This window comes from Nostoc sp. 'Peltigera membranacea cyanobiont' 213, assembly GCF_002245975.1.
Classification (GTDB): Bacteria; Cyanobacteriota; Cyanobacteriia; order Cyanobacteriales; family Nostocaceae; genus Nostoc.
Map to the genome: position 1 here is coordinate 25,317 of NZ_NOLI01000040.1, position 26,275 is coordinate 51,591.

Below are 26,275 nucleotides of genomic sequence, written 5' to 3' on the forward strand. Positions count from 1 at the left end.
GATCCTACGCTTCATCAGAACACACTCGATTATGTTTTTTGACTTGTGTGTACAGGTTAGCCCTTCCAGAAATGAGAGAAACTTTGGTATTAGTCAAAAGTGTAGTTATGTGCTTTATTTTACAAAAAATTCCACAGTGATGATACTAGTCCTCATCTAGAGATGGATAAGTAGCGCAAGTATATCAAGAGCTAATTGCTTTGTCAAAAAAGTTGACGCGGGTAGCAATATTGTAATATAGTATATTACATAAATGATGGGTTAGATTAAAAAGACTTCCTAGCCAGTACAGCACGGTGGAAATAAAATTAACACTTGTACGTAAATAGTTGATATTACGAGAAAAATTTTGACAATTTCATCCTTAATAGCAAATAAGTTTATTAACGCTGCATAACTAAACAAATATGGATTTTGACTATTTTAGAAGCAATGAAGGCACTCCTGCAAATAATACCAATACCCGACAAAGCTTGCTTGCTAGTGGTTGGCGACCGTTTAACCGAGAATTAGACTGGGGGTTTTTGTGGCAACTTTTGTCTAGTGACTCCCGCGAATTAACTCAAAAAAGTTTGAATTTAGCGAGTAATGTTGCTGATATTTTGGGACGAAATAATTATGCTTGGTGGGCTAATTTATTAAATATTGTATCTGAGAATACCCGCTACGAAGTGGAAAAGTTTTGGAATTACATTACGCCAGATCCTCTATCACCAGATCATCGCTACAAAGATGTTTTGAGTACAGAAACGCCCATTGTCCAATTTGTTAGTCGTACTAGCATTCCCATTGATTACGTTCTGAACCGACTGCAAGAAATTACTGTATTACGAGTTTTGGGTGTGTTGGGTAATCCTGACATTATTACTCAGTATTATTCAGAAAGAGATTTTTATTTTCCTATAGATAGATTTATTAGCTGGGAGCGCTTAGACGTTATTAATACTGTTTATGCTTACTGGGCGAAGGATGACGTTTGGTTGCAAATCGATCCCTACGATCGCGGGCGACGACAATATAGCTTAATGGCGAGAAATCTCGCACCACTAATTAACAAAGCGACTTATGACTTAGCAGTAATGCTGAGTGGATATCAAAGTCGTGTAGGTAAAGTTCACAGCCAATTTAACATCCGCACATTTCCGACAGATATCCAAAACTTTACTGATTCTGTACAGCAAGCGATTCTGAATCAAAACCAGTTAGCGGTTGTTGTACATGGTCAACCAGGTACTGGTAAAACAGTCTGGACACAAGCAGTAGCAAAAGAAATTCTTGTACCTTTAGGGTATGTAATTTTTATTTTAGATCATGATGCGATCGCTAATTTTGTTCCTCCAACTTACATAGAGCGTATTTGTATCGTTATTAACGAAGCTGATAATCTGGCGCAAAATCGCGCTTCTGAGGTAGCGCAATACAACAATAAAACCGAACATATTCTCAGTTTGCTGGATGGCACTTTGTATCAAAGTGTCATTGATGAGTCTGGTATTCAGATGCAACAAAGGTTAGTTATCTTGATGACTTGTAATACTACTGAAAGATTAGACCCAGCTATGTTACGTAAGGGCCGGGTGGATTTAATATATGAGTTTACGCAACTATTTATTTGAATTGGGTAATACTATTTAATACAAACCTTGATACATATAGGTTTCTCCTAGCCAGGGCGAATATGCGTCAACGCGGCTACACAAACTGAACAAAAATTGAGGTTTTCAAACTCACGGAGGTGGGTTTTGTCTGTATAGACGCAGTTTATAACCGCCCTTTTAAATTTCAGTACTTTCACCAGAGTTTCACCTGTTTTTGCGATCCAAGCTGATGCTGCTTGCGCCAAGCCTGGGGAGGTAAACCGTGATGTTGGCGAAACTGGCGAGAGAAATGAGATACATCTTGATAGCCTAATGCTTTCGCTATCTTCTCGACTGTCTGATTATCATTTTGGAGTAAAAAACGAGCGCCCGCCATGCGGCGTTTGACAATCCAGCAGTTTACAGTCTCTCCCGTCTGTCTTGCAACTCGGTTAGTTAAGTAAGCAGGTGAGTAACCAACAGCAACAGCCACATCACACAAAGTAATTCCTTGATGATAATGCGCTTCGATAAAGTCGAAAACTTCTTTTAATTGGGGAATGGAGGGAAAGATTGATTGAGAAGGGATCGTGGTTTCTCGATCGGTGGTTTCTACAGGTGCGATCGCAGCTGAGGTATTATCTGCAAATACTGATTTTAGAGCTTTCTCAGATTTCATCGTACACCAGTTTTGCAGAGTAGCTTGTTTTTGTAGCCGGATAGCGATCGCTCTGAGCAATTCGTCTAGTGTAGAGGGTTTGGTAAGATAATCATCTGCTCCCAATTCCATAGCTTTGCGAACATCTGCTTTGTTACTACTCCCAGTCAGAAAAATAAAGGGAATAATTGCTGTCAAAGGATCTTGGCGTAGCGTACTTAAAACGCTATAACCATCCATATCGGGCATCGTAATATCGCAAATCACTAAGTCGGGTATACACTCTTGTACTTGTTGGATGCCAGCAAGACCGTTGTTTGCACTGATTGTATCAAAACCTTTAGCCTTAAGACCTTTTAAATAAAGATCGCGGGTAACATTATCATCTTCAATGACGAGAATTTTATTTGACGATTCGTAGATCATTTTTATTCCCATAACTTTTTGCAGAAGCTGGTTTCTATTAGACTGTGGCCGAAGTTTGCCTATCTTTAGAGGATGTTTTAAAAGTGTTTGGCTGTGATTTTAGGCTTCCCGCTCACCCCTAGCCCCCTTTTTAAGGGGAATTTAGGAGAATCTAAAAGTATTTGATACATCACTAGCAGATTTTAAAATATCCTCTTAATCTGGCTTAGTTGGATTTATACTGCGCTGCATTCATTTTTTTTGCGAGTATGTAAATAGGCATAAGCTCAATTGATTTGTTCCGAGAGTTGTGATTGTTAAGTTGTTAATTAAGAACTAATCTTGATTTGAACATTCATAACTCGGAACTAGGAAATTATGATTTGTTTAATGGCAGAATCACAGAGAACATAGTGCCCACACCAATTTGACTTTCTACAACAACTTGACCATGATGTAAGTCTACAAGGGTTTTAAGAATTGATAGTCCTAATCCAGTGCCAGGTATACGATCGATATTACTACCACGGTAGAATGGCTCAAATATTCGTTGTTGATCTAGTGCTGAAATACCGATCCCCCTATCTTTAACCTGGAAAATTACTTGCTCTTTTTCACAAGAGAGTTGTAATTCAACTGTCATCCCTGAGAGGGAATATTTGATTGCATTATCGAGCAGATTCTTTAAAATTTGCTCTAAAAGTTTTTTGTCTATGCAGGCTTTTAGAGAACTTTGTTGACTAACAAACTTAATTGGAATTTGCCTAATGCTCATCTCCATTTGTGCTACTAAATCATTACAAAACTCAACTAATTCAAGGGGTCTAGGTTCATAGTTTATTTTTGCTGCTTCTGCCTTAGAGAAAAATAAAATATCATCTAACATCTGACCGAGTTGTTCGGTAGCTTTTTGAATATGATCTAGTAATGGTTGAATTTTCTTCTGTGTACGTTTGTCTACTTCTTCCTTTAGTAAACTATTAGAAAATGAAACAATATTCAACGGTGTACGGAATTGATGGCAAACCATAGAAAGAAAACGCGCTCTAAGTTCGCTAAGTTGTTTTGCTTGTTCTAAAGCTTGATTAAGACCTAATTCTGCATATTTGTAATCGGTAATATCAATGCCCGCAATCATTTCTACTGGTTTACCTCCAAAATCTAGCACTCCATCCAACATTACAACCGCACAAGCTAGCCAGCGCTCCGTACCGTTTTTTGTCAGAATATTCATTTCCTGATATTCAAAGTTAGTTGCTTCATTTTGCTTACGTACCTGCCTGCTTCTTTTGCTCTTAATCAGTCGGCGAAGATCAAAACCTGTTAATAGTTCCTCTTTTGTGTAGCCAGTGAGTTGCTCTACTGCTGGATTTATGTAGCAAAGCCGCGTCCCTTGAATCAGAAAAGTGCTGGTATCTGTCGTTTCTGCCAAAGTCCGAAATCTAACTGCGTTTAGCCGCAATGCTTCTTCAGTCTGTTTCGATTCAGTAATGTCCCAAATACTCCAGACTCTACCAATAATTTTGCCCTCCAACAAATGAGGCTTAGAGTAGTGTGCAAAAACTCTCCCATCTTTCAATTCCAGAATGTCGTAGCTCTCGAAATCGGATTGGCTAGATACTTCCCAAATTAGCCGACTAAAGGCTTGTGGATCTTTAAGTTGGTTCTCAAAAAAGGCTTTGCATCGAGGACATTTTTTAGATAATATTAGGGACTGTGGGATCTGCCACATATCTAAAAATTTCTGATTCAAGCTCAGAATATCTCCCTCAAAGTTAACTGCAACAATACCAATGGCAGTAGATTCAAGAGTAGAACGAAGTAAAGAAAGAGATGTTTTTAATTCTACTTCTTTGGCCTTAAGTTGAGAAAATTCCTGTTGTAAATTGTCTTTGGCATCCCTTAATCCATCATTCCACTTTTGTACGCTCAGTTCTACTATTTCACCAGTTTTCTCACGAGCAAAGGCACAGCCAAATTCCATATCTTGGTGTTTTACATAACTCATAGATATTTCTACCAAAAATATCCGACCTTGTTTTGTGCGATAACGAGATTTAAAGGTAAGGGAACCCTGGGAGCTAATGTCTGACCAATTGTGTAGAGAAAAGTCTACATCTATATCATGCAGCTTCATAGAAAGTAATTCCTCACGGGAATACTCAGTCATCAGGCAAGTGGCATCGTTGACGTAAAGAAACTGGGCGTTTGCTCCTAAACAGAAGGCAGCATCTACAGCTTGATTTATTAGAAAGTGAGCAAACTTCATCTCTATTTTTGGTTCTAGTGCCCATTGATTATTTGCTCTAGCTAGTGTATATTCGCCAGAATTCATATTCATACTTTGTCCTGGTAATCAATCAGCACCATAGCCATTAATGAGTTAATAGTCATAACTTACTAAAATCTTTGATGCACTATTTGGTTATTAAAAAATAAAATTAGTTAGTATATTAAAAAATATTACTAATTATCTTAACAAAACTTATCATACCAATAAAACTGAATAAATTGACCAAACTTTCTTAAGAAAAGTAAAAATCTATAGTTATTTGTTGACTTAATTAGCTTTTTATGGGTTCAGAAAATTTAGACAAATCAAATCCAGATTAGTCAAGAAACCTTATTAGATAAAAGTTCAAAACTCTTAATCTATAAGTAGAAAAGATATTTTAAATTGAAACTAGTGCTGCACCAGAACTAGCGAATGGTTCACCAACCTAAAATTGCTGGGTTTCGACTGGGGAAAAGTTGAAGGATAAAAATCTTTATCCTTTAACTTTTCCCTCGCCAAAGACTTTGGCGAACTACTAGTACTTTGTCAAGCTAATTTTGAGGGTTTGTACTACGGACTTTAGTGCTTAGAAAATAAGGACTAAAGTCCTTACTACGAACTTGCTTATCCATCCATTTAAACTTGACAGACTATTAGCATACCGTGGCGGAAGTTTGGTTAATTGAGATGGCAGCTGGATTTACGCTCTGCTGTATTAGTATATAATTGTTTTATTTTCAACATAAGCGTGATGTAAAATACTGAGACTGGCTTAGATAAACAAATTTTACTCATCAACTCATTTTCTTAATTTATCTTAACTTATCTCTCAGCTATCTAACTATAGAAGAATATGCTTAGTCATCTGTCGTAAGAAGTACATTTATACTAAAATAAATACGTATAACATTGTGTTTGTTTTCTCATAAAGAAACATTGTATTCTTATACTAAGTATGTTCTCCTTGGATTACGTCACATAAAATACAGGTTTAAAAAAATTACGGGCTCAATGCTTAGTCATCTCTTAAAGGAAATATAAAAAGTTAAAAAACGATGTCTTTCTCGTTACAAATAATTGACTCCAAGAGTTTTTGGTGGCAATATGAAGACCGCAGAACGGTTGTAGTTCGGCTCATGCTTGAATTTAGATAAAAAAGTTGTCTAAGTCTTAAAGCAAAAGAATTGACAACCATATCAAAAGATTTTCTATTGCGAATTTAGTAATGTGCCGTTTCTGCGATCGCAGCGTCTCAGTTTTTCAGAATTACTAAGTTGAAAATGTCGCAATCGCGACAACAGCGAAAGAATTGACACTTTTATCAAAAAATTTATCATTGCAGATATGCTTTCATTAGAGTATTCATCAGAAGTTAAGAATCTCTGCAAGTGGTTCAATCAGTAAGTTGGTACTATTAAAGACAACTATGTAAAGCTTTGTAAATATTCTGAGATGTGCTTGAGTTAAGCTTAATTGCTTGTTTACATAGCTTTACATGGTTTAGTTTTTCGCGCAAATCTACTTAAGTACTGTAGAAGCGAAAAATTTGACACCTCCATCAAAAGATTTTTGATTGCACATCAGTCATCATCCCCTCTATTGTGGTTTCTAGAAGCACAGCCTTACTTGCTGTATGCTTTGCAAAAATTTTTTGGTAGTGCTATCACAACCATCAATCAGCAGCAATCAACCGTTTCTACCATCGTTAAAACTCGGTCATAGCTCTCATAAACAACAGAGTTGTTCGGATTAAATATTGCTAGTGCTGTGATTGTAAACTAAAAAGCATTTGTGTAACTTTATGTAATTGCGTGAAACCAATGAGTCAAAACTATACTGGTTCAAACTCTCATCTCATCACCACTGAGCCATACAAAGAATTTCCAGCAAATAGATATGTAGAATCTTCTCGTCAGCTTGATGAATCGGAGAATAACGAGGAAATTCAGCCTTTTTTAAATGACGAAACACCCCCAACGCTCTCAGTTGCCGATGCGATCGCTCAGATGTTAGAAAATTTGGGAGTAAGCTACGCTTTTGGTGTCGCCGGTGGTGCAATGGCCAGCCTTTGGGGGGCGCTATCCAATAGCAGTATAGATGTGTTGAACTTCCGCCATGAAGCAGGAGCAGCATTTGCAGCCACCGAAGCATACTTTGCCAATAATCGCCCCACTGTAGTTTTTACCACAGCCGGGCCGGGGATCACCAACGCACTGACCGGGTTATTTGCGGCTCGTGGTGAAGGTGCAAAGGTAATTTTGTTATCGGCTTGCACCTCAGCACCGCAGCGGGGACGCTGGGCAATTCAAGAAACCAGCACTTATACATTACCTAGTGGAGGAATTTTTACATCAGGAGCGCTATTCAACTATGCAATAACTATTGAATCTGCATCTCAACTCCCGCAGATTTTTCGCAAACTTGCTTTGGCGATGGCGCAACCAGGCGGATTTGTGGCTCATTTGAGCATTCCTACGGCTGTACAGACAAGTTTAGTTGAGGATATAGCCTTACCCCAACTAGATGTTTCGCCATTTCCGATGACTGCTTCCAAAGAAGCGATCGCTAAATCTGTAGAGTTATTATCATCTGGCCCCTTTGCTATCTGGGTTGGTTTCGGTGCGCGGGATGCAGCAGCCGAAATCCGCCAACTTGCTGAAAAAACTGGAGCAGCCGTCATCTGCTCACCCCGTGGTAAAGGTATCTTTCCCGAAGATCATCCCCAGTTTGTGGGTGTCACAGGTTTAGGGGGTCATGCTTCCGTCTTAACCTATATGGAAGAACAACCTCCACTACGCACACTCGTATTAGGAACCCGCCTTGGCGAACCGACTTCCTTTTGGAGTTCGGCGCTAGTTCCCAAAGGCGGCTTTATCCATGTAGATATTGACCCAGAAGTGCCAGGTGTAGCCTATCCACACATTGAAACTTTCGGGGTTCGGTCTGATATCAAAGCTTTTGTGGAAGAGTTATTGCAGCAATTACCGGATGCTCCTGATTCCACAACTTTGTCGCTACCTCGTCCAGAACGCAAAGCAATTGAACCTGCACCAGACGTAGATTATCCAGTGCGGCCAGAAGTATTGATGGCAGCAATTCAGAAGATAATTGTTGAAGGTAGTGATGCCATAATAATGGCGGAGTGTGGTAACTCCTTTACTTGGTCAACTCATTTATTGCAATTTGCCGAAGCCAATCGTTACCGAGTCAGCACCGGAGTCGGCGCAATGGGTCACGCTGTTACTGGAGTGTTGGGTGCAGCGCTGGCGAACAATACTAAGGCTGTAGGGATTGTTGGCGATGGAGCAATGCTGATGAATAACGAAATCAGCACAGCCGTGAAATACAAAATTCCCGCAATCTGGATTGTCCTTAATGATGCGCGTTACAACATGTGCCATCAAGGGATGAAAATCTTGGGATTAAAGGGCGCAGATGCAACACTTCCACCGACAAACTTCGCCATGATTGCTCGTGGGATGGGAGCAGAAGCGATCGTGGTTGTTAGAGAGTCGGATATTGAAGCGGCATTAGAACAAGCGATCGCATCATCTGTTCCTTTTCTCATTGATGTAGTAATTGATGCCGACCGACCAGCACCTTCTGGTGGACGGAATAAGAGTTTGGCAGCACAAGGAGTTAAATCAAGTCCAGCTAAAAGTGCAGCCAAGCAAGTTTCATTTCCAATGGTTTGATTTTAAAAGCTGGCAATTTCATTCAATTGTTATAGACACTAAAATCCCAATCAAACGGACTTTGTAATATATGTCTGATTGATACATTCGCAGTCTTAGTCTACTCACCAAAAGATAAGGATGAAGTACGAATTTAGAAGCGAAAAAAGCCTTTCCAGCTAACAACTACACCGCCAAACTGGAACTTAAAGTTTTTTATTTTTTAAGGACTTACTTATTGTTACTTCATCCTATCTTAATCTTCGAGACTGCTTTTATTTCTATTTCTTTACATTTCGTAATTCTAATTACTTTGAGGTCAAGATGCTGCTATTTGAAACTGTTAGAGAAATGGGCCACGAACAAGTTTTGTTTTGTCATGGTAAAAATCCTGAAATTAAGGCAATTATTGCTATCCATGACACAACCTTGGGCCCAGCGATGGGAGCTACAAGACTCATGCCTTATGTCAGCGAAGAAGCTGCTTTAAAAGACGCACTTCGTCTCAGTCGGGGGATGACTTATAAAGCTGCCTGTGCAAACATTCCGGCTGGTGGCGGCAAAGCAGTTATTATCGCTAATCCTGAAAATAAAACAGACGATCTGTTAAGAGCTTACGGACGTTTTGTTAACAGTCTCAATGGACGTTTTATTACCGGGCAAGATGTCAATATTACCCCTGATGATGTCCGAACAATCAGTCAAGAAACTAAATATGTTGTTGGAGTATCAGAAAAATCTGGTGGGCCTGCTCCCATAACATCATTAGGAGTTTTTCTCGGAATTAAAGCTGCTGTGGAGTCTCGTTGGCAGAGCAAAAGACTTGATGGGATGAAAGTTGCCGTTCAAGGCTTAGGAAATGTCGGAAAAAATCTCTGTCGTCACTTACATGAGCATGATGTCAAGCTTTTTGTAAGCGACGTAGATCCAGTAAAAGCGGAAGAAGCAAAACGGCTTTTTGGTGCAACTATCGTAGAACCAAGCGAAATTTACTCTCTTGATGTAGATATCTTTTCTCCTTGCGCTTTAGGAGGAATTCTTAATAGCCATACAATTCCTTTTCTGCAAGCTTCTATTATTGCTGGTGCAGCTAATAATCAATTAGAGAATGAGCAACTACATAGTCAGATGCTTACCAAAAAAGGAATTCTCTACAGCCCAGATTATGTAATTAATGCCGGAGGGCTAATAAATGTTTACAACGAAATGATTGGTTATGACGAAGAAAAAGCTTTCAAGCAAGTACATAACATTTATGACACGCTGTTAGCAATTTTTGATATCGCCAAAGTTCAGGGAATTACTACCAACGATGCTGCTAAACGATTAGCCGAAGACCGCATCAACAATAGTAAGCGAAGCAAGACTCAGGCGATCGCAGCTTAATTTTTATTATCTTCAGGAGTGAAAAATGGAAAAAAATACTTTTGCGACATCAGCTTACATTGCGACTTCACCAGAGAATGCCTTTAACTATCTTTGTAGTTTAAAGAACTTGGATGAATGGACACTTTATAGCCGGATGAAAGAGCAAATTGACGAAGATACTTGGCTCGGAACTGCATCTGGTTATCACAAAAATCTCTATTATCACGTTAAAAAACTAGAAAATCCGCTTTTCTACGGCATTGAGTGGCACTGCGGATTAGAGTATCAAAAGTATTATCAAGTTTACCCTGTTTTGCTATTTCCCACCGACTACATCGAGCCAGGGACAGATGAAAAAGGCGTGTATTTTCATTGGTTAAGCTTTGTCGATCCCAAACGACAGACTCAGATGATTATGCAGGGAATTCATACAGTACATACCTCTGAATGTCGTTCTCTCAAAGGTAATTTGGAACGTAAGGCTGGTCTGACCTCAGCAGCGAAAGGAAGCCACTTTATTGATACAGACACAATTTATGTTGATGCCCCAATTGAAATCGGCATTGAATACCTAAAAGACCTACAAAATGTAGGTGAGTGGGCGCATTTACTCCGTCCCAATGGTGATATTACTTCCGAATCAGGTGAATTCAAAGATGAATATGACCAAAGAGTAAAAGTTTCTGTGCGAGTTCATAGTCTGAGTAAATACTACTTGCTTGAACAAGAGCATTTTTATCCAGACTACGAATATTATCAGCGTTCTGTAGCTTTACTTATCCCAACCGCATACTCTTTCGCTGACCCCGAAGCTTCTGGTTTTATTTTGCATCGAATTACATTCTGGAAAACAGATGGAACTGTTAGCCACGGCAAACTTCAAATTGAAGACTTTGGTGCTGAAAGCATGAACATCAAACGTTTACTCGAAGCCAAAGCCGGCAATCTAAAATCATTTGACCGGGGAATGAGCTATCTACCAAAAGTTCAAGAGGATCTAGTCATTAGTAATTAGTCATTGGTCATTGGTCATTGGTCATTGGTCAAATAACAAAGGACGAATGACAAATGACTAATGACAAAGAACAAAATTATGAAACTAAAACAACTTACTATTACCATCTTTACCTTTTGTGTTGCCGCCTTTTCTGGAATGAAAGCTGCATCAGCCACATCCTTTTCAGTCATCGCCGACGGACTATATAATGCCGGAGGTTTGAGCTTTGGCCCTGATGGGAATCTCTATGTTACAGAGGCGGGAATCGGGGGAAGTGGAGGTTGCGTTCCACCAGCAAGCGGTCAAGGCGATTCATTATGTTATGGCGCAACTGGAGCAGTTACTAAAATTGAGAATGGTAAAACCGAACGCATACTTACAGGACTTCCTTCCCTAGCATTACCAGATGGGACTGGAGGCGCTGGTCCTCGTGACATCAAATTTGATGCTACAGGTAAACCTTATGTTCTGATTGGGTATGGGGCGAATCCAACCTTTCGCGATCGCAATTTAGGTTACACTGACCTCGGTAAAATCATCGCTCCCGATTTTAATACCAACTCCTGGACGACTATTGCCGATTTAGCTAACTATGAACTCGCCAACAATCCCGATGGTGGTGATGTCGGTAGTAATCCCTTGGGTTTTGCAATAGATGGCAATAAGTTAGTTGCAGTTGATGCAGGTGCAAATGACTTACTCAGCGTTAATACTGATGGTAGTAATTTGCAAGCTATTACTACATTCCCTGAAGACATATTAGCTAATCCCATCTTTCCACCCTCTGGGACTCCATCCAATGAACCAGCACAGGTGCCATCTCAAGATGAAGAGGTGCCATCGGAGTTTGCAACCCAAGCAGTCCCCTCAAGTGTGACCAAAGGCCCTGATGGTGCTTATTATGTCAGCCAATTTACTGGTTTTCCCTTCCCTGAGGGTGGCGCAAAAATCTATCGAGTCGGTGCTGATGGGACATCAACAGTTTTTGCGGATGGTTTTACCCAACTCACAAACTTGAAATTTGATCCTGAGGGCAACTTATATGCTTTGCAGTACGCCAATCAGTCAGCCTGGAAGGGTAATCTGGATGGTTCTGTCATCAAAATAGCTGCTGATGGAACTCGCACAACTCTGCTGAGTGGCGATGGATTAGAGTCACCTAGCGCCCTGACTATTGGTGCTGATGGTGCAGTATACGTCACCAACCGAGGCGATCGCCCAGGATTTGGGCAAGTTCTCAGAATTGAAAATACTAAATCTATTCCTGAACCTGATTCTGTTTTAGGCGTATTAGCGATCGCAGCCTTGGGCGTTGGTTGGTTGCACAAGAAGAGAATCCCCACACCTCCCATAAATCTCAACTAAAGAGTTTCAAACCAATTGCGCGTTCCTTAAAAACTGGGATTCGTTGTCTTTCAAACCATAAAGTTTTCCACTTACTTAATTTTCAATCTCCAAAGGTATGAAACTCAAATCATTTACTCTTACACTTTTGACTGTTTGTATTGCTGCCGTATCTGCACCCAAAGCTGCCGAAGCTGCAAGCCTAACAGTAGTTGCCGATGGTCTTAGCAATCCACGCGGCATCGGCTTTGATTCTACGGGCAACCTTTATGTTACAGAAAGTGGTTCTGGCGGTGATGGAAAAGACGGAAGATGCATTGCATCACCTAGCGCCGGATATATTCCTTTATGTGCTGGTCAGAATGGCTCCCTGCTCAAAATTGCTCAGGACGGTACAAAAACAAGTATTATTTCAAATCTAACTTCTTTAGCATTATCACCCTCTGGAGAACAAGCAGCCGGGCCTGCGGATATCAAATTTGATTCTCTAGGTAACGCTTATCTTTTGACAGGTCTTGCAGGCGATCCAACCAACCGTGATACCGTTTTAAAATCACCTGACCTCGGTAAATTATACAAAGTAGACTTAAAAACTGGAGGGTTGACAACCCTTGCAGATTTTGGAGCTTATGAAACTGCATTTAATCCTGATGGTACTGATATAATTTCCAACCCCTATGCTTTTGCAATTAAAGACGAGACTGCTTACGTAGTTGATGGGGGCGGAAACAGTATATATACTGTGGGACTCGATGGCAGTGGGATTAAGAACGTCGCGGCAGTTCCTGAGAAAGTGATAGATAGAAGCAAACTGGAATTCCCCGATCTTGGGCCTGGTGTAGATCCATCTACGCTTCCTGTAACACAGCAATCAGTACCGACTGGAATTGCGATCGCTCCAGATGGCAGTTTAACAGTCAGCGAATACACTTATTTTCCCTATCCAGAGAAAGAAGCACGGATCTTTAGCTTTGACCCTAATACCTTGCAATCAAAAGTTATTGACGATGGCTTTACACAACTGACTGGCGTAGCTTATGACCCTGACGGCAACTTATACGCCTTGCAACACATCAATCATTCCGAATGGAAGGAGATTCAACAGGGCGGTATTATCACTGGCGATATTAGTGGTTCTTTAATCAAAATAGGCACTGATGGGACTCGTGAAACTATCTGGAGTGGTGATGGACTAGAAGCTGCTTCTGGTATCACTTATGGCCCTGATGGTGATTTATATATCTCAAATCGAGCCAGACTTGCAGGAACAGGACAAGTTATCAAGATCGATCCCAGAGTAACCAAAGTCCCCGAACCCAACTCGGCAATAGGTCTGATAGTTGCTGGTGCTTTAGGTGCAACTTCAATGCTGAAGCGCAAACGCAGCAAAGAATTAGCTAACGCAGAGATTATCTAATTCCTGATAAAGCTTACAGAATAGGCTGCTGCCTCACAGAGAAAGTTGCATTTCAAACAAGAGGCAGCAGCCCAAATCTTAGAGTTCCCAAACTGGAACTGGGAACAAAATTTGTATAGGAAAGAGTATAACTCATACAACCAAGACTTAAAACTCATGGGATTAGTCAAAAATTTCTCACTTGCTATTCTCGGTGCTGGATTCACCGTCTTAGCAACATCTATCCAAGCCAAGGCTATAACATTAACTTACAACAGTAGCATTGGTAGCCCCGGCTTTGGCCCTGGGCAACTCTTTGTTCCCCAAGGCATAACGGTAGATAACTCCGGGAATATCCTTGTAAGTAACGGTCGCGGTCTTAACCCAGACGGCACTTTTAACCCAAACATTGGTAACAAGGTTGAAGTATTTAATCCTCAAGGTAATTATATTGGAGCGATCGGTAAGGGCGGCAAAGGGGCTGGAGAATTCGACGAGCCATCAGCCCTAGAAATCGATCCGCAGACTGGGAATTTGTATGTAGGAGATGTTTTTAACAACCGCGTTAATGTCTACAATCCCCAAGGTAACTTTATTAACTCATTTGGTGAGTTTGGCGGTTTAATACCAGGTAGAGCTTTCTTTGGCCCATCGGGTGTGACATTTGACAAAACTGGCAATGTGTATATTGGTGATTTTAGCGGCGACAAAATCAATAAATACACTAAGGATGGCAAACTAATTGGTAGCATTGGCACATCTGGAACTCAACCAGGGCAGTTTGAAGGGCCAGCAGGTCTAAGAATTTCCCCGGTTAGTGGCAATTTTTATGTTAGCGACCAATTTAACAACCGCGTCCAAGTACTCGATCCTGAAGGTAAATCTCTGTTCACATTTGGCAAACAAGGCAGTGGCGATGGAGAGTTTAATCAGCCAATCGGACTAGAAGTGGACGAGTTTGAGAATATTTATGTGGCTGATTCTATCAACAGCCGCGTCCAAGTATTTGATAAAAACGGTAATTTCCTGACAGCTTATGGTAAAGCTGCCGCAGCAGCACCTCCTCAACTAGGTCAGCCACCCTTTGGCGATCCCCTCGACCTCACACCAGGCACATTTAACTGGACGGGTGGCACAAGCTACAAAAATGGCAAGCTTTATGTGGGCGATTTCTTCCAAGGTCGCGTCCAAGTATTAAACGTAGAAGGCAGAACTCAAGTACCTGAACCTAGTTCAGCATTGGGTTTAGCATTGCTTGGACTTGGGGCTGCTACCGTCACATTGCGGAAACGTGGGCAACAAAAGCCAGTCTTCAGTTTAGAAAAGGAACTGCAAAAACAGTGCTAAATAATTACTAATTCGTAGTTTCGTAGGGTGCGTTATGCCGTTGGCTAACGCACCATCTCAATAATTTCGGTGCGTTACGCTTCGCGGTAACACACCCTACGAAAGTTTTAGCCAATGAGTAGAAAGCAAATATTATCAAGGTGCTTCCAGGAAATTAACAGTTCATGCAAATTCTGATTTATTCATACAACTATCATCCAGAACCAATTGGTATTGCACCTTTGATGACTGAACTAGCAGAAGGGCTGGTGAAGCGGGGGCATCAAGTGCGGGTAATCACAGGTATGCCTAACTATCCTCAGCGTCAAATTTATGACGGTTATCAAGGTAAGCTATATGTTACTGAAAAGAAAAACGGTGTCAAAATTCAGCGTAGTTACCTGCGGATTAAATCTAAACCTAACCTCATAGACCGGCTATTGCTAGAGTTGAGCTTTGTATTTACAAGTTTGCCGCAAGCACTGAAGGGTGAGCGACCTGATGTAATTCTTTTAACAGTACCGCCGTTATTAGTTTGTTTACCTGCAACTTTGATAGGTTGGCTATACAACTGTCCAGTAGTGCTAAATGTACAAGATATTCTCCCGGAAGCTGGTGTGCGTGTTGGGCTAATTAAGAATAAGTTGATGATTAAAGCTCTGGAAGCTTTAGAAAAATTTGCTTACCGAACTGCACATACTATTAGCGTAATAGCCGATGGTTTTGTAGATAATTTAAAAAATAAAGGCGTACCTGCTAATAAAATTGCCTGCATTCCCAATTGGGTAAATCTAAATTTTATTCGCCCTTTACCGAAGGAAAATAACTCTTGGAGAGCTACCCATCAACTCGATGGTAAATTTGTAGTACTTTATTCAGGTAATATTGCTCTCACACAAGGTTTGGAAACAGTAATAGAAGCAGCAGCCCGTTTGCGTCATCTAAAAGAAATTGTCTTTGTCGTAGCCGGTGAATCCAAAGCCCTCGAAAGGTTGCAAAAACATTGTCTTGCATGTGGTGCAGATAACGTTTTACTTTTACCATTGGAAGTGCGAGAAAAACTACCGCAAATGTTAGCAGCCGCAGATGTGGGGCTGATTGTGCAAAAGCGGAATGTGATTTCCTTCAATATGCCTTCTAAAATACCACTGTTGTTAGCTAGTGGTCGCCCGATTGTGGGTTCAGTTCCCGCCGCCGGTACTGCTGCCAAAGCTATCAGACAAAGTGGTGGCGGCGTTATTGTTGAGCCTGAGTCAGCAAATGCTTTGGCTGCGGCAGTGCTGGATTTATATAATCAGCCGGAATTAGCAGCGCAATTAGGGCGTAAGGGAAGAAAGTTTGCGGTAGAAAACTATTCCTTTGAGCAAGCGCTAGATCGATATGAAGAGTTATTTGCTGATGCGATCGCAAAAAGAGCAACAAACTTGGATATCTTACCAGAAATAAGTTCTAAAGAATCACTTGTTGATATTTGAAAATTGGGGACGATAAAAATGCCTCTGAAATCCTCTTATTCAGATCGGCTTAAAAAAACTGACCAGAGCTTGATCGCCTTACTTAGCGATCGCATATCATTATTAGCATCAGAACAGCCTTCTTTAGATGAACAACTGGCTGATGTCGCTCCCCTACTCGCGCAAGCTGGTATTCCTGAGTCTGTTTGGGTGGGTGTAGTAAAGAGTTGTCATGCCAGTCTTACCCCTAAATCTGCCACAAATCATGTCATTCCCCGACAAGTTACCATCATCGGTGGACGCGGCAGGATGGGAAGATTATTTAAAGAGCAGCTTTCTGTAGTAGGTCATAATGTTAGCGTTCTCGAACATGATGATTGGGAATATGCAGATAAACTGTTAAATCAGGCAGAATTAGTATTAGTAAGCATTCCTATTGAATATACGGTTGATGTTATTAAGCGGGCAGCAAAATATCTCGCCCCAACTACAGCTTTGTGTGACATCACAAGTATTAAGACACAGCCTACTCAAGCAATGCTCGAACACCATTGTGGCCCTGTTATGGGTTTACATCCCATGTTTGGGCCAAATATCAAATCGTTTTTAGGACAAAAAGTGGTGGTGTGTCCAGGACGAAATGATGATTCATTTCAATGGTTATTAGATTTTCTAGAAAGTAAAGGTGGTGAGTTAATTGTTTGCACGCCTGAAGAACACGATAGAATGATGGTGATTATTCAAGCAACGCAGCATTTCTGTAGATTTAGTCTTGGGGTTTTCTTAGCACAAACAAGAGTTGAGATAGAGCAGAGTTTAACAATGTCAACTCCTAATTATCGTCAAGAAATTGATATTGTGAAACGTTTGTTTTCTCAAAATCCTAATTTATGTGTTGATATTATGCTAGCTACTGAAGAAAGATGTAATGCTATTAGCTTTTTGGCTAATACTTACAGTCGTTTGGCTAGACTGGTGGCTAGGAAGGATAGAGAGGCATTAATTAAAGAGTTTGAAAATACTCAAGGTTTTTTTGAAGAGAAAATTAACAGTTTTCTCCAGCCTTTAAATGCAACGGGTATCCAAAGAGATTTTAAACCACAGAATATTAGCATTTGAATAATAATTTTTTATGAGGAACGAACCGCAAAGGGCGCTAAGGACGCAAAGGAAGAAAGAGAGAGGCAATAAAATTTAGTACAGCCTCATTAAGAAATGGATGAATAAAGAAAAATATGCTGATAGACATTTTTCATGATACCGTTTGTCCTTGGTGCAGAATTGGGAAAAAGCATCTGTTTGATGCACTGGCACAATGGCAAGAACAAGAAGTACATATCCGATGGCATCCTTTTCTTCTGGATAATACTGTTCCTGCTGAGGGATACGAATTTCGTAGTTTTATGCAAAATAGAAAAGGCATTAAAGCCTCAGAAATGCAACAGATATTTGATTATACGCAACGCGCAGGTGAGGCGGCTGGAGTTAAGCTAGATTTTGACAAAATCCGTTTGGCTGTTAATACTCAGCTTTCTCATCAACTGATTGCACTAGCACCTGCAAACGTAAAAAATAATGTCGTCGAAGCTATTTATAGAGCTTACTTTGAAAAGGGTTTGAACATTGGAGATATTAACGTTATTGTTGCCATCGGTACAGCATATCAGATGGATAGTACCGAATTAAAGTTGCAATTAAACAATCGTGATGTAGCTGATGTAGTTGTTACTGAATCGGAATTTGCTCGGTTAAATGGCATCAACAGCGTGCCGTTTTTCATCATGAATAATCAAGTCAAGGTAAATGGTTCTCACTCGGTAGAAGTTTTCCTTGAAGCTTTGAATCGTGCTGCACTTTTAGATATACCTGCAAAAATATGATAGTTGACATCAAGCAAAAAAGTAGATTAATTCATCAACGTGTTTCGGTTACTTTTAACTACGAGGTTTACTTCACCCAAAATTTATTTGAGTTGAAAAACCCGACGCTAGCGCAAGTGGTGACAGCAGATGACGAGACAAAGCCGAAGAAATTAGTTGCGGTGGTAGACGCAGGAATATTAAAGTATCAACCGGAATTGGTGAAGCAATTAGTTGCGTATACCAAGTTTTATGGAGAGGTACTAGCGATCGCAGCTGAACCCATGATAATTTCGGGAGGAGAAGCTGCTAAAAACGATCGCACTTTAGTAGAGCAAATCCAGCAACTCATTGAAACAGCCGGATTATGTCGCCATTCTTATGTGTTAGCGATCGGGGGCGGGGCGGTATTGGATTTGGTAGGATACGCTGCTGCAACTGCTCACCGGGGAATTCGCCTGATTCGCGTTCCGACAACGGTGTTAGCGCAAAATGATTCTGGGGTTGGAGTAAAAAACGGCATCAATGCCTTTGGTAAAAAGAACTTTCTCGGCACATTTGCGCCACCTTATGCAGTTATAAATGACTCTGCGTTTTTGACAAGCCTAGACGATCGCGATTGGCGTTCTGGGATTGCAGAAGCCGTGAAAGTGGCGCTGATTAAGGATGCTAAATTTTTCGATTATATCCATTCTCACAGCAAAGCCCTTGGGCGGCGAGATATGGATGCTATGCAACAAGTTATTTATCGTTGCGCCCAGTTGCACCTTGAACATATTGCCAATAGCGGCGATCCTTTTGAGATGGGTTCGTCTCGTCCTCTGGATTTTGGACATTGGGCGGCTCATAAACTGGAGCATTTGACAAATTATCGCCTGCGTCATGGCGAAGCTGTTGCGATCGGTATTGCTTTGGATAGCACTTATTCTTATTTAATAGGATTGCTTGATTGCTCAGAATGGCAACGGATATTAAATACTTTATCGGCGTTGGGTTTCACGTTATATGTGCCAGAAATGGCTGAGAAGTTATCAGAACTAGAAGATCCTGATTGTTTGTTTCGGGGTTTAACTGAGTTCCGGGAACATTTGGGGGGAGAGTTGACTTTAATGTTGTTACAAGGGATTGGGAAAGGAATTGAGGTTCATGAGGTGAATTGGTTGTTGTATAGGGAAGCGATTTCGCTGTTGCAGGGGTTTTAGGAGAGGATTTTAAACGCAAAGGGACGCGGAGGGAAGCGCAGAGTAATGCAGAGGTTAAATAATAAGTTTTGAGACGATATACTACTTTTGAGGGAGGCGGAGAATTTCAAATATAGTTATTCGGAGAAGTGCTAGATAAGCAGTATAAAAAGCGAATAAATTGACACTCGATCGAAAAATTATTCAATGTATTATCTGCTTGATATCTAGTAATCTTAAATAAGAAATAAAAAGGTTTTGATTACATTTTTTACAATTAATTCGCAGGTTAAAATAGGTTATTTTGGATTGATGTCAAGCTATTTAGATTAGTTGTTTATAGCATTCATAAATATTCTTTTTTCTCTACGATATACTTTGCGTTAGCAAAGCCTCTAGTAGATAAGGCGGTCATTTAATCTTCACAACTCAGATAGCATCGTCATATCTACAAATGACAAATGACAATTAGTGAGAAATTACCCATGACTTTTAATTCCCGTTCCTATAAAACCCTTGGTGGCGTAATTGTTTCTCGCTCCATCACCGAAGTGAAGATGGACACCGCTCTCGAAGATATTCTGTTTCACTTAAATTCTCAGCGTGGCGGCTTGCTAAGAAGTAGCTACGAATATCCAGGCAGATATAAAAGATGGGCAATCGGATTTGTCAATCCACCATTGGAATTAAGTACACAAGAAAATGCTTTCAATTTGATAGCGTTGAATGAACGCGGCCAGGTACTTTTACCATTACTATTAGAGTGTTTATCCAACTCAAGCCAACTTGAGAAAGTTACTTTAGACAATAATAATATTGTCGGCTTTGTTAAAGCTAGTAAGAGATTATTTACTGAAGAAGAACGCAGTAAGCAACCTTCAGCATTTACAGTTGTCCGCGAAATTATACATACTTTCTCTAGCCCAGAAGATGAGCATTTAGGATTGTATGGGGCTTTTGGTTATGACTTAGTTTTTCAGTTTGAACCAATTACCCAACGTCTGGAACGTCCTACAGATCAGCGCGATTTGGTGCTTTATCTCCCAGATGAATTGATAGTTGTTGACTATTATCAACAAAGCGCCTTTCGTTTACAATATGATTTTGAAACAGCATCCGGCAGTACAAAGAATCTGCCTCGAACAGGTGAGTCTATTGATTATCGCGGGAAACATCTTCTCCCAAATCAAACTGCCGATCATAAAGTAGGCGAGTATGCAAAAAAAGTTGAGTCTGCACTCGATTATTTCCGCCGAGGGGATTTATTTGAAGTTGTTCCTAGCCAAAACTTTTTTGAAGACTATGAAGATGAACCCAGCAAACTATTTGAAACTTTAAAGGATATAAATCCTAGTCCTTATGGGTTTATTTTTAATTTAGGTGGAGAATATCTAATTGGCGCATCTCCAGAAATGTTTGTGCGAGTTGAAGGGAAGCGGGTAGAAACTTGTCCTATTAGTGGCACTATTAGCCGGGGACTAGATGCTCTCGATGATGCGGTGCAAATTCGTCATTTACTCAACTCTCACAAAGATGAAGCTGAGTTGACTATGTGTACTGATGTCGATCGCAATGACAAATCCCGAATCTGCGAACCTGGCTCAGTTCAAGTGATTGGTCGTCGCCAAATTGAATTATACAGCCATTTGATTCATACAGTTGATCATGTTGAAGGGACACTGCGATCGCAATTTGATGCTTTAGATGCCTTTCTTTCCCACACTTGGGCGGTTACAGTCACCGGCGCACCCAAAAAAGCCGCAATAGATTTTATTGAACAGCACGAACGTAGCGCCCGCCGTTGGTATGGTGGCGCAGTCGGTTATTTAAATTTCAATGGCAATTTAAATACTGGCTTAATTCTGCGGACAATCCGATTAAAAGACTGCATCGCTGAAGTGCGAGTTGGGGCTACTGTTCTTTATGACTCCATACCCCAAGCAGAAGAACAAGAAACAATCACCAAAGCGGCTGCTTTATTTGAAACGATTCGCCGTGTTAAGCAAAGCAGTCAAAAAATTGATGAATCCAGTTCTATAAAATCAACTAAAATTTTTCCTTGTGCGGCAACTGGCAAACGCATCTTACTAATAGACTATGAAGACTCATTTGTTCATACATTAGCTAATTACATTCGCCAAACTGGTGCAAGTGTCACCACACTCCGTCATGGTTTCTCAGAATCGCTATTCGATACAGAACGCCCTGACTTAGTTGTATTATCTCCCGGCCCTGGTAGACCAAGTGATTTTCGGGTTCCCCAGACTGTCGGTGCTATCCTTCATCGCAAAATTCCCATTTTCGGAGTTTGTCTGGGGCTGCAAGGCATAGTTGAAGCTTTTGATGGACAATTAGGAGTTCTCAACTATCCTCAACATGGGAAATCTTCACGGATTTTCGTTACCGATTCCGATTCTGTTACCTTCAACAATTTACCAGAATCCTTTACCGTGGGTAGATATCACTCATTGTTTGCTCTCCCGGAGTATTTGCCGAAAGAACTGAAGGTGACAGCAATTTCTGATGACGACGTAATTATGGGCATTGAACATCAGACACTTCCCATCGCCGCCGTTCAGTTTCATCCAGAATCAATCATGACTTTAGCGGGAGAAGTTGGTCTGGAAATCATTAAAAATGTGGTGCGTGCATATACAACGAAAGAGTCATTGGTTATTGGTCATTAGTCATTTGTTATTTGTCATTGGGCATTAGTTATTTTTTCCCTACTTCCCCTACTTCCCCTGCTCCCCCTGCTCTCCATTCCCCCAAGCATTTTATGACTAACCAAGTTACCGCTTCTCGCCATATTCTTGAAGAGATTGTGTTGCATAAGAGGCAAGAAGTTGCACAGATGCAGCAGGAATTTCCTTTAGCTTCTTTGCAACAGCAGTTAATTACGGCTCCACCTGTCCGAAATTTCTTGGCTGCTTTACAACAAAATCCTCAGCAACCTAGCTTAATTGCCGAGGTAAAAAAGGCATCACCCAGCCGTGGGATTATTCGGGCAGATTTTGACCCAGTAGCGATCGCTCTAGCTTATGAACGAGGTGGTGCAGCTTGTCTATCAGTCCTCACCGATTGTAAGTTTTTTCAGGGCAGTTTTGACAATCTGCGGCGTGTGCGATCGCACGTTGCATTACCCCTACTGTGCAAAGAATTCATCATTGACCCTTATCAAATCTATCTAGCACGGACAGCAGGCGCAGATGCAGTTTTGTTGATTGCCGCTATTTTATCAGACCAAGAATTGCAAAACTTTCTGCGAGTAATTCACGATTTGGGCATGAATGCACTGGTAGAAGTCCATACTTTGGCTGAACTAGATAGAGTGCTTAAGCTTGACGACTTGCATTTAGTGGGAATCAACAATCGCAATCTAGAAGATTTTACGGTTGATTTAGGAATAACACAGCAACTTTTAACACAGCATCACCAATATTTGCAAAGTTTGGATATCACTGTTGTCAGCGAGTCTGGATTCTATACACCTGCTGATTTATCTCTTGTTGCTGAAGCTGGTGTTCGTGCGGTTTTAGTTGGAGAGTCTTTAGTTAAACAAAGCGATGTAGAACAAGCTGCGCGGAGTCTTTTAAGGCTTTCTTAGAATACAGACCTAACAAGAGCAGCCCCTTCCCTGCAAGGGAAGGGGAGTAAGATTCAAAGCCTCTCTCCTTTTAAGAGAGAGGTTTGGAGAGAGGTCAAAGTGTATTCCATCCAAACGAGAAGCGCTATATTACTTCAAAAAATGAAGCTCTGATACTTGACCACCGAGTAAAAAGGCTCGTCCACCGAGTAAAAAGGCTCATTCACCGAGCAAAAAGGTTCATTCACCGAGTAAAAAGGCTCATCCACCGAGTAAAAAGGCTCATCCACCGAGTAAAAAGGCTCATTCACCGAGCAAAAAGGCTCATCCACCGAGCAAAAAGGCTCATCCACCGAGTAAAAAGGCTCATTCACCGAGCAAAAAGGCTCGTCCACCGAGTAAAAAGGCTCATCCACCGAGCAAAAAGGCTCATCCACCGAGTAAAAAGGCTCGTTCACCGAGTAAAAAGGCTCGACAACAACAAATATAGCGTGGGTATCGCTAATTCTTAAATGTTGATTTTTGCAGAACTATTAACTAATCATTAACTATTTTCCAAAATGACTTCTATCTCTGCTGATTTTAAAACTTTACGCGATCGCCAACAGTGTGCTTTAATCCCCTTTATCACAGCAGGCGATCCTAACTTAGAAACCACTGCCGAAGCTTTACGAATCTTAGATCGCAATGGTGCTGACTTTATCGAGTTGGGCATTCCCTACTCCGATCCTCTCGCAGATGGGCCTGTAATTCAAGCAGCAGCAACCCGCGCTTTACAAAAAGGCACGAAATTAGAGCAAGTATTAGAGATGTTGGAAGCTGTAACTCCTACCCTAAAAGCGCCAATCATTCTATTTACTTATTACAATCCCATTTTGCACCGGGGTATTAAGACATTTTTGGCGCAAATTGCCACTGCTGGGGCGCGAGGCTTGGTAGTGCCAGATTTACCCTTAGAAGAAGCAGAAGAATTAATCCAGACTGCTGCATCTTTTGGAATTGAGGTAATTTTACTGGTAGCTCCCACTAGTTCTAAAGATAGGATTTTAGCGATCGCTCGTCAATCTCAGGGTTTTATTTACTTGGTAAGCGTTACTGGGGTTACAGGTATCCGCGCTCAAATCCAACACCGCGTAAAAGATTTAATTACAGATTTGCGAAGCGTCACCGATAAACCCATCGGCGTTGGTTTTGGCATTTCAGCACCAGAACAAGCGCATCAAGTAATGGAATGGGGAGCAGATGCCGTGATTGTTGGTAGCGCCTTTGTCAAACGATTAGCTGAAGGTAGCCCAAGCGAAGGATTGCTTGCTGTGAAAGAATTGTGTCAAGAACTGAAAGCAGCAATTACTTCTGCATCCCTGCAAAAAGTTGGTTCAGCAAAGTAAAAAAACTCTCTTTTTCTTCTTTACTTTGCGTCCTTTGCGGTTCGATAAATAACGAACCGCGAAGGACACGAAGGAAGAAAGAAATAAGAAGGAAATCTTGGCTGTGGTATTAGTTCTCGAAAATATATTTGAATGTAAAAGGATTTTAACCAGTGGTAAGCATACAAGACATCAAGACTGCAACTGTCCAACCAGATTCTTTAGGCAGATTTGGCAGATTCGGTGGTAAATACGTCCCCGAAACCTTAATGCCCGCATTAAGTGAATTAGAAGCAGCATTTCATCAATATCGCAACGAGCCGAGTTTCCAAGCAGAACTGCAAAACTTACTGCGCGATTATGTAGGACGACCCAGCCCATTATATTTTGCTGAACGTTTGACAACAAATTACGCTAGACCAGATGGCACAGGGCCGCAAATCTATTTAAAGCGTGAAGATTTAAATCATACAGGCGCTCACAAAATTAATAATGCTTTAGCTCAAGTATTACTCGCTAAACGCATGGGTAAGCAACGGATTATTGCCGAGACAGGTGCAGGGCAACATGGTGTAGCAACTGCAACCGTATGTGCTAGGTTTGGTTTGAAATGCGTGATTTACATGGGCATCCACGATATGGAACGCCAATCGCTGAATGTCTTCCGCATGAAATTAATGGGGGCAGAAGTTCGTCCAGTAGAGGCAGGTACGGGAACTCTCAAGGATGCAACATCTGAAGCAATTCGAGATTGGGTGACGAATGTAGAAACAACCCATTACATCTTAGGTTCTGTTGCCGGGCCTCATCCTTACCCGATGATTGTCCGTGACTTCCACGCCGTAATTGGCGTAGAAACTCGCGCTCAATCCCAAGAGAAATGGGGAGGATTACCAGATATTTTACTGGCTTGCGTGGGTGGAGGTTCCAATGCCATCGGCTTATTCAATGAATTTGTCCATGAAACTTCAGTGCGTCTAATTGGAGTCGAAGCCGCAGGTGAAGGAGTAGATACAGAAAAACACGCTGCTACCTTGACAAAGGGAAGAATAGGTGTATTGCACGGTGCAATGAGCTATTTACTGCAAGATGATGATGGTCAAGTCATCGAAGCCCATTCAATTAGTGCCGGGTTAGATTATCCCGGCGTTGGGCCTGAGCATAGTTATTTAAAGGATCTTGGTCGCGCTGAATATTACAGTGTCACCGATAAGCAAGCCTTAGAAGCATTTCAAAGACTTTCCCAACTAGAGGGAATTATCCCAGCTTTAGAAACTGCTCATGCGATCGCATATCTCGAAACCCTTTGCCCTCAGTTAAAAGGCAACCCCCGCATTGTCATCAATTGTTCCGGCAGAGGTGATAAGGATGTCCAAACCGTCGCAAAAGTCCTGATTCCTTAGCGCTTCATGTCATTAATCCTGATGGGTTTGTAGTAAGCACTTCAGTGCTTAAAAATCCAGGACTAAAGTCCTTACTACAAACTTATTCTCCCTTCATAACTAATGAAACAGACCAATAGTTTAATGACAAATAACCAAAATGATCGCTGTAACTCAAACTCCACCTGAGAATATCTCCATCCCTTCTGAGTTCTACAACTGGCCAGCTTTATTACAACAGTTGCTAAATCGGCAATCGTTGACGACTCCTCAAGCTACAGATTTGATGCAAGGTTGGCTCACAGATTCTATCCCTCATGTTTTATCAGGAGCGATTTTAACCGCAATTCAAGCCAAAGGCGTATCCGCCGAAGAATTAGTCGGCATGGCCAGCGTCTTACAATCCCAATCCCCGGTCCCCAGTCC

19 protein-coding genes and 1 pseudogene are annotated in these 26,275 nt (G+C 41.2%); 17 read left to right on the top strand and 3 right to left on the bottom strand.

All coding sequences use genetic code 11. The features are described from left to right. Window positions 1–407 precede the first annotated feature (407 nt). On the top strand, window positions 408–1,616 hold the full coding sequence (locus CDG77_RS13500) for an AAA family ATPase (protein ID WP_094329877.1): 1,209 nt from the start codon (window positions 408–410) through the stop codon (window positions 1,614–1,616). A gap of 175 nt (window positions 1,617–1,791) precedes the next feature. Here CDG77_RS13500 and CDG77_RS13505 read toward each other — a convergent pair whose 3' ends face one another. Beyond that, the gene (locus tag CDG77_RS13505) at window positions 1,792–2,661 is read right to left on the bottom strand and encodes a response regulator transcription factor (RefSeq protein ID WP_094329892.1); all 870 of its coding nucleotides are present in this window, start codon (window positions 2,659–2,661) and stop codon (window positions 1,792–1,794) included. 355 nt (window positions 2,662–3,016) lie between these two features. After that, the gene (locus CDG77_RS13510) at window positions 3,017–4,975 is read right to left on the bottom strand and encodes a scytonemin biosynthesis sensor histidine kinase (RefSeq protein WP_094329878.1); all 1,959 of its coding nucleotides are present in this window, start codon (window positions 4,973–4,975) and stop codon (window positions 3,017–3,019) included. 1,509 nt (window positions 4,976–6,484) lie between these two features. On the opposite strand from CDG77_RS13510, the gene CDG77_RS36475 reads away from it, so the two are divergent. From CDG77_RS36475 to trpC, 13 genes are all read left to right on the top strand, one after another. Then, window positions 6,485–6,637 carry a hypothetical protein gene (locus tag CDG77_RS36475; RefSeq protein WP_181154488.1) on the top strand — a complete coding sequence of 51 codons (153 nt, stop codon included), beginning with the start codon at window positions 6,485–6,487 and terminating at the stop codon, window positions 6,635–6,637. A 98-nt stretch (window positions 6,638–6,735) separates the two neighbouring features. Then, window positions 6,736–8,610 (top strand): scytonemin biosynthesis protein ScyA, encoded by a 1,875-nt coding sequence (scyA, locus tag CDG77_RS13515; RefSeq protein WP_094329879.1) that lies wholly within the window; start codon window positions 6,736–6,738, stop codon window positions 8,608–8,610. A 303-nt stretch (window positions 8,611–8,913) separates the two neighbouring features. After that, window positions 8,914–9,975 carry a tryptophan dehydrogenase ScyB gene (scyB, locus tag CDG77_RS13520; protein WP_094329880.1) on the top strand — a complete coding sequence of 354 codons (1,062 nt, stop codon included), beginning with the start codon at window positions 8,914–8,916 and terminating at the stop codon, window positions 9,973–9,975. A gap of 25 nt (window positions 9,976–10,000) precedes the next feature. Then, on the top strand, window positions 10,001–10,972 hold the full coding sequence (scyC, locus tag CDG77_RS13525) for a scytonemin biosynthesis cyclase/decarboxylase ScyC (RefSeq protein WP_094329881.1): 972 nt from the start codon (window positions 10,001–10,003) through the stop codon (window positions 10,970–10,972). Between the two features lie 78 nt (window positions 10,973–11,050). Further along, entirely contained in the window at window positions 11,051–12,319 is a 1,269-nt protein-coding gene (locus tag CDG77_RS13530) for a ScyD/ScyE family protein (RefSeq protein WP_094329882.1), read from the top strand. Between the two features lie 97 nt (window positions 12,320–12,416). Further along, complete coding sequence (locus CDG77_RS13535; protein WP_094329883.1) at window positions 12,417–13,715, top strand: ScyD/ScyE family protein; 1,299 nt, start codon at window positions 12,417–12,419, stop codon at window positions 13,713–13,715. 156 nt (window positions 13,716–13,871) lie between these two features. Then, window positions 13,872–15,041, top strand: coding sequence for a scytonemin biosynthesis PEP-CTERM protein ScyF (scyF, locus tag CDG77_RS13540; RefSeq protein ID WP_094329893.1), 1,170 nt, complete (start codon window positions 13,872–13,874; stop codon window positions 15,039–15,041). A gap of 164 nt (window positions 15,042–15,205) precedes the next feature. Continuing rightward, window positions 15,206–16,495, top strand: coding sequence for a glycosyltransferase family 4 protein (locus CDG77_RS13545; protein WP_094329884.1), 1,290 nt, complete (start codon window positions 15,206–15,208; stop codon window positions 16,493–16,495). Window positions 16,496–16,513: 18 nt separating this feature from the next. After that, window positions 16,514–17,593: a bifunctional chorismate mutase/prephenate dehydrogenase gene (gene tyrA / locus CDG77_RS13550; protein WP_094329885.1), complete on the top strand. Its 1,080-nt coding sequence runs from the start codon at window positions 16,514–16,516 to the stop codon at window positions 17,591–17,593. A 116-nt stretch (window positions 17,594–17,709) separates the two neighbouring features. Continuing rightward, complete coding sequence (locus tag CDG77_RS13555; RefSeq protein ID WP_094329886.1) at window positions 17,710–18,354, top strand: DsbA family oxidoreductase; 645 nt, start codon at window positions 17,710–17,712, stop codon at window positions 18,352–18,354. Further along, a complete protein-coding gene (locus CDG77_RS13560) occupies window positions 18,351–19,535 on the top strand; it encodes a 3-dehydroquinate synthase (RefSeq protein ID WP_094329887.1) in 1,185 nt (394 codons plus the stop codon). Before CDG77_RS13555 ends, CDG77_RS13560 begins: the two co-directional genes overlap by 4 nt. Before the next feature lie 464 nt (window positions 19,536–19,999). Beyond that, a complete protein-coding gene (locus CDG77_RS13565; RefSeq protein ID WP_094329894.1) occupies window positions 20,000–22,201 on the top strand; it encodes an anthranilate synthase in 2,202 nt (733 codons plus the stop codon). Between the two features lie 92 nt (window positions 22,202–22,293). Next, the gene (gene trpC, locus CDG77_RS13570) at window positions 22,294–23,121 is read left to right on the top strand and encodes an indole-3-glycerol phosphate synthase TrpC (RefSeq protein ID WP_094329888.1); all 828 of its coding nucleotides are present in this window, start codon (window positions 22,294–22,296) and stop codon (window positions 23,119–23,121) included. A 134-nt stretch (window positions 23,122–23,255) separates the two neighbouring features. Here the strand turns inward: trpC and CDG77_RS35430 are convergent, their stop codons facing one another. Further along, complete coding sequence (locus CDG77_RS35430) at window positions 23,256–23,558, bottom strand: hypothetical protein (protein WP_143857022.1); 303 nt, start codon at window positions 23,556–23,558, stop codon at window positions 23,256–23,258. A 102-nt stretch (window positions 23,559–23,660) separates the two neighbouring features. Here CDG77_RS35430 and trpA point away from each other — a divergent pair, with 102 nt between their 5' ends. The 3 genes and pseudogenes from trpA to CDG77_RS13585 form a co-directional block, all read left to right on the top strand. Continuing rightward, window positions 23,661–24,488, top strand: a complete 828-nt coding sequence (gene trpA / locus CDG77_RS13575) for a tryptophan synthase subunit alpha (protein WP_094329889.1) — start codon at window positions 23,661–23,663, stop codon at window positions 24,486–24,488. A gap of 152 nt (window positions 24,489–24,640) precedes the next feature. Continuing rightward, complete coding sequence (trpB, locus tag CDG77_RS13580; protein WP_094329890.1) at window positions 24,641–25,870, top strand: tryptophan synthase subunit beta; 1,230 nt, start codon at window positions 24,641–24,643, stop codon at window positions 25,868–25,870. Window positions 25,871–26,009: 139 nt separating this feature from the next. Next, a pseudogene (locus tag CDG77_RS13585) lies at window positions 26,010–26,275 on the top strand (anthranilate phosphoribosyltransferase); the annotation flags it as partial.

Coding starts and splice junctions, on each gene's coding strand:
- trpC (WP_094329888.1), top strand. CDS start 22,294: ATGACTAACCAAGTTACCGCTTCTCGCCATATTCTTGAAGAGATTGTG.
- scyA (WP_094329879.1), top strand. CDS start 6,736: ATGAGTCAAAACTATACTGGTTCAAACTCTCATCTCATCACCACTGAG.
- CDG77_RS13565 (WP_094329894.1), top strand. CDS start 20,000: ATGACTTTTAATTCCCGTTCCTATAAAACCCTTGGTGGCGTAATTGTT.
- scyF (WP_094329893.1), top strand. CDS start 13,872: ATGGGATTAGTCAAAAATTTCTCACTTGCTATTCTCGGTGCTGGATTC.
- CDG77_RS13555 (WP_094329886.1), top strand. CDS start 17,710: ATGCTGATAGACATTTTTCATGATACCGTTTGTCCTTGGTGCAGAATT.
- CDG77_RS13560 (WP_094329887.1), top strand. CDS start 18,351: ATGATAGTTGACATCAAGCAAAAAAGTAGATTAATTCATCAACGTGTT.
- CDG77_RS13510 (WP_094329878.1), bottom strand. CDS start 4,975: ATGAATTCTGGCGAATATACACTAGCTAGAGCAAATAATCAATGGGCA.
- CDG77_RS13530 (WP_094329882.1), top strand. CDS start 11,051: ATGAAACTAAAACAACTTACTATTACCATCTTTACCTTTTGTGTTGCC.
- scyC (WP_094329881.1), top strand. CDS start 10,001: ATGGAAAAAAATACTTTTGCGACATCAGCTTACATTGCGACTTCACCA.
- scyB (WP_094329880.1), top strand. CDS start 8,914: ATGCTGCTATTTGAAACTGTTAGAGAAATGGGCCACGAACAAGTTTTG.
- trpA (WP_094329889.1), top strand. CDS start 23,661: ATGACTTCTATCTCTGCTGATTTTAAAACTTTACGCGATCGCCAACAG.
- CDG77_RS13545 (WP_094329884.1), top strand. CDS start 15,206: ATGCAAATTCTGATTTATTCATACAACTATCATCCAGAACCAATTGGT.
- CDG77_RS13535 (WP_094329883.1), top strand. CDS start 12,417: ATGAAACTCAAATCATTTACTCTTACACTTTTGACTGTTTGTATTGCT.
- tyrA (WP_094329885.1), top strand. CDS start 16,514: ATGCCTCTGAAATCCTCTTATTCAGATCGGCTTAAAAAAACTGACCAG.
- CDG77_RS13505 (WP_094329892.1), bottom strand. CDS start 2,661: ATGATCTACGAATCGTCAAATAAAATTCTCGTCATTGAAGATGATAAT.
- CDG77_RS13500 (WP_094329877.1), top strand. CDS start 408: ATGGATTTTGACTATTTTAGAAGCAATGAAGGCACTCCTGCAAATAAT.